The 8271-nt window shown below is 58.1% G+C and carries 9 protein-coding genes and 1 pseudogene; 9 read left to right on the top strand and 1 reads right to left on the bottom strand.

Going from position 1 to position 8271, the window contains the following annotated elements:
• Window positions 1–207: conjugal transfer protein TrbL family protein (locus H6B31_RS15825; RefSeq protein WP_243419109.1), on the top strand; the 207-nt coding region annotated here is incomplete at its 5' end.
• A 17-nt stretch (window positions 208–224) separates the two neighbouring features.
• Window positions 225–1694: pseudogene (locus H6B31_RS17375) on the top strand (DNA cytosine methyltransferase); the annotation flags it as partial.
• Window positions 1695–1708: 14 nt separating this feature from the next.
• Here H6B31_RS17375 and H6B31_RS15810 read toward each other — a convergent pair.
• Window positions 1709–2263, bottom strand: coding sequence for a DNA-3-methyladenine glycosylase I (locus H6B31_RS15810; protein WP_204899381.1), 555 nt, complete (start codon window positions 2261–2263; stop codon window positions 1709–1711).
• 192 nt (window positions 2264–2455) lie between these two features.
• Here H6B31_RS15810 and H6B31_RS15805 point away from each other — a divergent pair, with 192 nt between their 5' ends.
• The 7 genes from H6B31_RS15805 to H6B31_RS15775 all read left to right on the top strand — a co-directional run.
• A complete protein-coding gene (locus H6B31_RS15805) occupies window positions 2456–2815 on the top strand; it encodes a hypothetical protein (RefSeq protein ID WP_204899380.1) in 360 nt (119 codons plus the stop codon).
• Window positions 2816–2879: 64 nt separating this feature from the next.
• On the top strand, window positions 2880–3143 hold the full coding sequence (locus H6B31_RS15800) for a hypothetical protein (protein ID WP_204899379.1): 264 nt from the start codon (window positions 2880–2882) through the stop codon (window positions 3141–3143).
• The gene (locus H6B31_RS15795) at window positions 3140–3724 is read left to right on the top strand and encodes a hypothetical protein (RefSeq protein ID WP_204899378.1); all 585 of its coding nucleotides are present in this window, start codon (window positions 3140–3142) and stop codon (window positions 3722–3724) included. The genes H6B31_RS15800 and H6B31_RS15795 overlap by 4 nt, the downstream gene beginning before the upstream one ends.
• Window positions 3717–5555 (top strand): VirB4 family type IV secretion system protein, encoded by a 1839-nt coding sequence (locus H6B31_RS15790; RefSeq protein WP_204899377.1) that lies wholly within the window; start codon window positions 3717–3719, stop codon window positions 5553–5555. Before H6B31_RS15795 ends, H6B31_RS15790 begins: the two co-directional genes overlap by 8 nt.
• Window positions 5552–6340, top strand: coding sequence for an adenine nucleotide alpha hydrolase family protein (locus tag H6B31_RS15785; RefSeq protein ID WP_204899376.1), 789 nt, complete (start codon window positions 5552–5554; stop codon window positions 6338–6340). The genes H6B31_RS15790 and H6B31_RS15785 overlap by 4 nt, the downstream gene beginning before the upstream one ends.
• A gap of 67 nt (window positions 6341–6407) precedes the next feature.
• On the top strand, window positions 6408–7487 hold the full coding sequence (locus tag H6B31_RS15780; protein ID WP_204899375.1) for an S-layer homology domain-containing protein: 1080 nt from the start codon (window positions 6408–6410) through the stop codon (window positions 7485–7487).
• Window positions 7484–8271 (top strand): M23 family metallopeptidase (locus tag H6B31_RS15775; protein ID WP_204899374.1); only part of this gene is annotated, 788 nt, incomplete at its 3' end. The genes H6B31_RS15780 and H6B31_RS15775, both read left to right, overlap by 4 nt.

The raw sequence follows: 8271 nt of genomic DNA, 5'->3' as shown, positions 1-8271 counted from the left end.
TCCACCATTCTGATAGCCGGCCTTATGGTGTTTCGGGAGAACGCACTGCTTGGACTTGGTCTCATGCTGTCCGCCAACGAGGTGCCCCGGATTGCCGGCACGTTCGGCCTCGACACTACTACCAGGGCCAATATTATGTCCGCCGTTTATACTGCCCAGGCCGCAGTGAACACCACCCGGACCATCGCCCAAGCGGTAACAAAATAAAAAAGGAGCAGATCATGATGAGCGTACTTACTATGGGCAGTCTCTTTGACGGCATTGGAGGATTCCCCCTCGCGGCGGTGTGCTGCGGAGTAAAGCCTCTGTGGGCCAGTGAGATCGAGCCCTTTCCCATCTCCGTGACCAGGCGGCGCTTCCCGCAGATGGAGCATGTGGGAGACATCACAAAATTGGACGGGGCAAAGCTGCCTCCGGTGGATATCATCTGTGGGGGCAGCCCGTGCCAGGACTCAGTATTGCGGGAACCCGGGCCGGTCTGGCTGGCACTCGTTCCGTACTGTTTGCGGAACAAATCCGCGTAATTGGAGAGATGCGAAATGCAGAGAAACGACGTGGGCGGACAGGTCTCGCTGTTCGGCCCAGATATGGAGTATGGGAGAACGTGCCCGGAGTTCTCTCCAGCGGACGGGACCCCATCACCAGAGAAAAGAGGCCGGGAGCGGACTTCCAAATCGTCCTCCAGTCCTTCCTCCAAATTGAAGAACCACACCTTCATGTTGTTAGACCTGAGACCGGGCGCTGGGAATATGCTGGGGCCGTGCTGGGAGTACGATCCTGTGTGGCTTGGGTCACTTGGGACGCTCAATACCTCGGAGTGCCCCAGCGACGTCGTAGAATCTTCCTTATCGCAGATTTTGCTGGATACAGTCCCCTCGAAATACTATTCATCCCAGACTGCCTGCAGGGGAATCCTGCGCCGGTCGGAGGGACGGGGGAAAGAATTGCCGAAGAAACTGAAAGCCGCGCTGATGATCCAGGCGGGCCTTTGCTCCTTGGATGAGCTCTCGGAGCTGAATGCAGAGGCAGACAGCAATTCGTCAGATGGGCAAGACGCGGAAAATATCAAATTTTCTGCAGGCTTTTCCGCCGGAGCCGGATCCAGCGCAGGAAGCATCGCCTACTCAGAGCAGATCGCCCCCACCTTGAAGGGCTCGGCCAGCGGAAACTGTATGCCGTCCGTCCTCTGTCTCAACGACCAGGGCGGCAACATTATGGAATGTTCCGAAAATATTTCCGGGACACTCCGGTCCCAAGAGCACGGCCACCAGCCTCTGGTGCTACCCGAAGGGCCGGCTCTCTATGAAAATCATGGGATCGACGCCAGGTACAGAGGCCCCCTCTCCGTTGCCCCCACTCTCCCGGCCCGGGCGGGGACCGGCGGCAACAATCTCAGCCTAGTGGCGCAGCCAAAGCCGGCTTCGTCCAGGCAGGTCTTTGCCCGCCCCAGATCCGATGCGTTTCGGGAGACTGATACCGCGGGGACCCAGAGTGCCCGGCAAAGCAAAGACGCCACCGACGTAGTTCTGGAACAGCCTTTTTTGATTCGAAGGCTTGTCCCAATCGAATGTGAACGCCTGCAAGGCTATCCGGATGGCTGGACCGATGTACCGGGCGCTTCCGACTCCACACGCTACCGTGCCCTGGGCAACAGTGTTGCCATCCCATGCGTGGAATACATTATGCGGCGTATCACAAAGGCCTTTGGTCATTGATTTCTGGGATGGCAGAAACAGGTCAGTTCGTGGTCGTTGACTACACCCACCGCCTGGAGAAACGAGTAAATGATGGTGGTCCCTACAAAGCTCATACCTCGCCGCTTCAGATCCTTTGAGATCCGGTCAGACAGGTCTGTATGAGTGTAAAATACATCATCTGTATTCACAATGATCTCACCTTCGGTAAAGCTCCATAGGTATCGGTCAAAGGAGCCAAACTCTTCCTGAATTGCAAGAAATATCTTTGCATTCTGGATCGAGGCCAAAATCTTGCGGCGGTTGCGGACGATCCCCGCATCCGTCATCAAGCTCTCCACCTTCTCTGGCCCATATTGGGCGACTGCGGCTGGGTCAAAGCGGTCAAAGGCCCTGCGGAAGGCTTCCCGCTTTTTCAAAATCGTCAGCCAGGAGAGTCCGGCCTGGAACCCTTCCAGAATCAGCATTTCAAAGAGCTTTTGGTTGTCATGCTCCAGCCGCCCCCACTCGCGGTCGTGATAGGCGATGTAGAGCTCAGAGTTTGGATCTGCCCAGCGGCATCGCTTCATATGCTCCCCCTCCAAAATGATAGTAAGCTGTCTTTATTATACATACAGGGTACCGATCACGCCACCGCAATTCGAGAAAATAGCTTGTCCATTCCGCTTGCTTTCTTCCGATTTTCTTAGTGGGTTTGGTACTAGCATTTCCATCTCTATTTTAGTATTGTTTGTGCTGCAAGAGGAAAGGAGGATGCCTGAATGGAAGGTGGAACAAAGAATTTATGTGCACAAATCCCTATAGACCTGCATCGCAAAGTCCGGGAACATCAGGAGCAGTCCGGCAAGAGTCTGGGCGAGTACATGACCTGGCTCATCACCACATTTTATCAATCCGAGGAGGAACAGAAGATGACAAACACAGAAACCAGAACCGTAGCCTTTCAGGTACCAGCGGAGCTGTTCGAGGAATTTAAGAACTATCTCCAGCGCCGCGGTATGAAGCAGAAGGAATTCTTCCTCTCCTGCATCCAGAGTGCCCTGGCGGACGAGGAGCCTGCGGATGGGGAAGGGCAGGAGGATGAGGCGGTACAGGATGAGCCGCAGGGAGAGGACAAATAAAAAGTCGGACTTGCACGCCGCTGGACCATCCAGCGGCGTTTTTCCATTTCGGGAGGGAATTTTATTGTTTATCTATCCGGAAAATTTGAAGGCCAAACCCATGCTGTGGCTGTGGCTTCTGCGGGACGTCGCCATTCTGGGCGTCTGCCTGATCCTGTCTTTCTTTGCACTGGCCCAGGGGATCGGCATGGCCCCGCTGGTGATCACCGCCCTGTACGCCTTCCTGTCCATCCAGGTGGACGGCTCCAGCATTCTGGACTTTCTGGAGCGGGCGGTGTGCTTTCTCTTTCTGCGGCAGCAATCTTACGAATGGGGGTTGAACGAATGAACCGAACACAGAAAAAACTGCTGAAACAGCAGCAGACCACCCGGCAGCTCATGGGAATCCGGCGGATCAACACCCATGGCGTGACGGTGAGCGGCGGGGAACTGGTTTTCTTCCTGATTACCCCGGACAATCTCTCTGTCCTGTCTGTGGAGGCGGTTCGCCTGCGGGTGCAGGCGTTCGCGGCGCTGCTCAAGGCGAAACCGGACCTGGAGCTGCTGGCCCTGGACTCTCAGGAGACCTTTGGGCAGAACCGGGAATTCTACCGCACCCGCCTGGAGGAGGAGACGAACCCGGCTCTGCGGGAACTGCTGCGCCAGGACCTGGAGCACCTGGACACCATTCAGTCCGCCTCTGCCTCCGCCCGGGAATTCGTCCTCGTCCAGCGGATGGACGAGAAGTCGGCGGCGGATGAAAGCGGCCTGCGGCAGACCGAAAAGGCCCTCTCCGGCCACGGACTCTCCCTGCGCCTGGCGGAGGAGGCGGACGTGAAGCGGCTGCTGTCGGTCTACTACCGCCAGGAGCTTCTGACCGAGGCCCCGGAGGATGTGGATGGAGAGAGGGCGGTGACAGCACATGGCTAAGAATCAAAAGCAGAAAAAGAAACCGGCTGCGGAAGCAGCTCCCCCCAAGCCCAAGGAGTTTCTGGACCTGATCGCCCCGGTGGCGGTGAAGTTCAACACGGACCACTATATTATGGGCGGGACCTACCGCTCGGTCATGGCCCTGCGGGCCTACCCGCCCGTCACGGAGGAGCTGGCCCTCCTCCGGCGGCTGGGCGAGATGGAGGGCGTCACCCTGCATCTGTCCACGCGGGAAGTCACCGCCGCCGAGGAGAATGCCATTCTACATGCCGCTGCCAATAAGACCCGCATGGAGCGGAGCAACCTAAACAACATGAAGCAGAGCGTCACGGCGGAGGCCAAGCTCCAGGACACGGAAGAACTCATCCGGGGCCTGCGCCGGAATCAGGAGCCGCTGGTCCACTGCGCGGTATTTTTGGAGCTCTCTGCCAAATCTTTGGACGGGCTGCGTGGGCTGAAGGACGCGGTCCAAGCTGTCCTCCTACGCTCCAAGCTCTCCGCGGACCCGCTGCTCCTGCGTCAGCGGGAGGGGTTTCTCTCCGTCAATCCGGCGGGAAAGAATGCCTTCGGCTCCTTTGCCGAGCGGGTGCTCCCCGCCTCCAGCGCGGCCAATCTGTACCCCATCAGCTACTCCGGCAAGACCGACCCCAGGGGATTTTACATTGGCCGGGATAAGTACGGAACCAATATCATCCTGGACCTAGACCGGCGGGCCCCGGACAAGACCAACGGCAGCGCTATCATCCTGGGCAACTCCGGCCAGGGCAAGAGTTTCCTGCTGAAGCTCCTGCTGTGCAACGTGGCCTTAGCGGGAAAATCGGTCATTTCCCTGGACTCGGAGCATGAGATGGAGGAGCTGTGCGGAAACCTGGGCGGCTGCTTCCTGGACTTTCTCAGCGGCCAGTACCGCATCAACCTGCTGGAACCCAGGCGGTGGGACGACGGGAGCGATCCGGATGACCCGGAGGAGCCCGCGGCCTTTCGCGGGACACTCCTGGCCCAGCACATCTCTTTCCTGCGGGATATCTTTCGGGTCTATAAGGACTTCGACACGCCGCACATCGACGCCCTGGAGCTGATGATTGAGCGGCTGTATCAGAGCTGGGGAATTACCGACAAGACGGACTTCTCGAAGATGGCTCCGTCCGACTACCCCACCCTCTCCGACCTGTATGACGTCATTGAGGCAGCCTATCAGCACTATGAGCAGGAGGCGAAACTCCAGCTCTACCCCAGGGAGATGCTCCGGGACCTGCTGCTGGGCCTCCACTCCATGTGCAAGGGGGCGGACGCTCGATTCTTCAACGGACACACCAACATTTCCTCCTCCCGCTTTCTGGTGTTCTGTGTAAAGGGCCTGGACAACGTGGCCCAGAACCTGCGGGACACCCTGCTGTTCACCGTCCTCTCCTATATGTCCGACCAGCTGCTTACCGCCGGAAATACCGTGGCCGCCATTGACGAGCTCTACTTATGGCTCACAAATCCCACCGCAGTGACCTACATCCGCAACTGTCTGAAACGGGTGCGGAAGAAGGAGTCCTCCCTGATTCTGGCTTCGCAAAACCTGGAGGACTTTGACCAGCCGGGCATCCGGGAGCTCACCCGGCCTCTGTTTGCCATCCCCACCCACCAGTTCCTGTTCAACCCCGGAGCTATTGACGGGCGGTTCTACATGGACAATCTGCAGCTGGAGAAATTCGAGTACGAACTAGTGTGCCAGGCCCAGAAGGGGAACTGCCTCTACAAATGCGGCAAGGAGCGTTACCTCCTCCAGGTTATCGCCCCCAAGCATAAGAGCGCGCTGTTTGGAACGGCGGGAGGCGTATGACGATAGTGGGATATGGCGGTGGAACAAACTCCACGGCCATGCTGGTGGGCCTTTGGCAGCGGCAGGTCCCGGTGGACCTGATCCTCTTTGCGGACCCCGGTGGAGAACAGCCACATACCTATGAATACCTGGAGATCATGGAGCGCTGGCTGCTGGAGCACGGGATGCCGCCCATTACCAGGGTGTGGTACACGACAAAGGACGGCGAGCGGCTGACTTTGGAGCAGGAGTGTCTGCGGTCTGGAAGCCTGCCCTCCATCGCCTACGGCCACAAAAAGTGCTCCTTAAAACACAAGGTAACGCCCCAGGAAAAGTTCTGCAACCACCACCCCGGATGCCGGGACGCCTGGGTAAAGGGTGAGAAGGTGGTGAAGCTGATCGGCTACGACGCTGGGGAGGAGCGCCGGCGCACCAAAGCGCTGCCCCATGACCTCCAGGATCCGAAATACCGGAAGGAGTATCCCCTCATGGATTGGGGTTGGGATCGCGGCGACTGCGTCCGAGCTATCCAGAGCGCGGGCCTGCCTCTGCCCGGCAAGTCCTCCTGTTTTTTCTGCCCGTCCATGAAGCTCCGGGAGATCCGCACCCTGTACCACCAATATCCGGAACTGCTGGAACGGGCCCTGGCCATTGAGGACAATGCCCGGCCGAATCTGCGGACCGTGCGAGGTCTGGGGCGCGACTTTGCCTGGCGGGATTTTATTCTGGCGGATGAGGCGCAGCTCACGCTTCCCGAGATTTTCTCGACGGAGGATCTGCCCTGTTCCTGCTTTATGAGCAGTTGAAAATATAAAGATGTTTGTGCCGGGAGTGTCCCGGCTTTCTTTTTACCAAAATAGGAGGAAAACGTCTATGAAACAACTCCATAAATGGCTGGCGCTCCCCGGAGCGGCCGCAGTGCTCTGTCTGCAGTTGGTGCTGGGCGCCGCTGCGGTGGAACCGCCTATGTTCCGGGATGTAGCGCCAACCTCCCCCTGGTACGACGGCGTCGTCTTCGCCGTGGAGCACGGGATCTCCCAGGGGACCGGGGAGGATACCTTCTCGCCGGATGATCCCATCACCATCCGGCAGTGGGCGGTCATGCTCTGCCGAGCCTATGGGCTGGAAGTGGAAGCGCTCCCGGATACCCTCTTTGGAGAAACGGAGCTGTCCCAGGCCTATCGGGAGGGATGGCTGGATATGGACGCGATGCTCCGCCCGGATACCGGGATGTGCCGCTCCGCAGTGTACGCCAGCGCTTTTGCGGCGGAGGATGTTCCGGTCTATCCCTATGAGTTTTATGATGGTGGAGTGCCGCTGACTGCGGCGGAAAACTACATCCGGCTCGGCTGGGAAAACGGTCTGTGCGGCGAGAATGCAGAACCGCTGGAGCTGGTCACCCGAGGAGAGGCTGTGCAGCTTTTGTATCAGATCTATGAAAACGGTCTCCAGACAGAAGTTCCGGACGTGGTAGAGACCTGGAATGTTCACAACCCAGATGAAGCGGACCTGGGGCCGTATCTGCGCGAGATCCAGAAGGTGCCTGAGTCTATTCTGGACGAGTACATCCAGAGGGGCTGGTCCTTCCATGTGGACAGCTGGGCGGTAGACGCCCTGGGAGATGAGCTGGGGATGTCCTGCACGGGATTTACCAACTATCAGCAGAAAAAGATCTGCGCAAAAGTTTCCGCATGCGTGGTTCACGAGTTTGGACACTTCTATCATCAGACGCTTGATTTTCCCGCGGAGGTTGACCGTCTATACCGCCAGGAGGCGGAGCCTGCCAGCAAGGTGCTGGGAGAGTACTCAGCGGGAAACTCCCATGAGTATTTCGCGGAGTTCTTCGAGTACTGGACCGACTGGAACGGCGACAAGATGCGTATGAAAGCGCTGGAGGAAGCGGCGCCTGAGACTTACGCATACTTCCTGGCGCTGGAGGAGTTAGGGGCATGAGTTCTGCCGCGGTGTTGGCCAGGACCGTGCTCCTGTCTCTGACTGATGAAAGCAGCCGCAGAAAAATCGGCTGGGTGCTGGCGGCGATTTTCTCTCCAGTCATTCTGATAGTTGCCCTGCTGTGCTGTCTTTTGGGCGGAACTTCGGAGCACAACTCCAGCATGGTGGAGCTGTGCTTTCACGGCGGGGCTCTGCCGGAGAGTGTCCCAGCGGAGTACCGAATCTACATGGAAGATATGCAGTCCAGTTTCTCCAAGCTGGACGAGCTGACAGAGGAAATCAACTGTATGACAGAAGGGGACGAACGTCTTGACGATACCCGAGTCAAGGCGATTTTTTATGCTCTGTACTTCGGTGCGGATGACCCGCAGTCAGCGGCGGATCAGGATTTCGTGGACTGTTTCGTCACCTATGAGGAGCACACCCGCACCGTGACCGTAATAGATGAGAATGGGAACGAAGTGGAGCAGGAGGAGACCTACACGGTGGCTGTCCCGATCACAGACCTGGAAACCATTTGGAACAACATCTCTGCAGAAACAGGGCTCACGATCTCAGCGGAGCAGAAGCGCAATGCGGACAGCATCTACAACCTGGTGCTCTACGGTTCCTCCACTGGAATGGAGGGGTGGATCCCAGGCGCAGATGTTCCTTATATCGGCGCGGACGGCTTCTGCTCTCCAATCGGTTCTGGGTGGCAGAGCCGTGTCACCTCCGAGTTCGGCTACCGCAGCGATCCGTTCACCGGGGAGACAAGAGGGCACACCGGCATGGACCTGTCCGT

This window comes from Pseudoflavonifractor capillosus (genome assembly GCF_016899775.1).
GTDB lineage: Bacteria > Bacillota > Clostridia > Oscillospirales > Oscillospiraceae > Lawsonibacter.
This window is presented reverse-complemented; position numbering and strand designations above follow the sequence as displayed.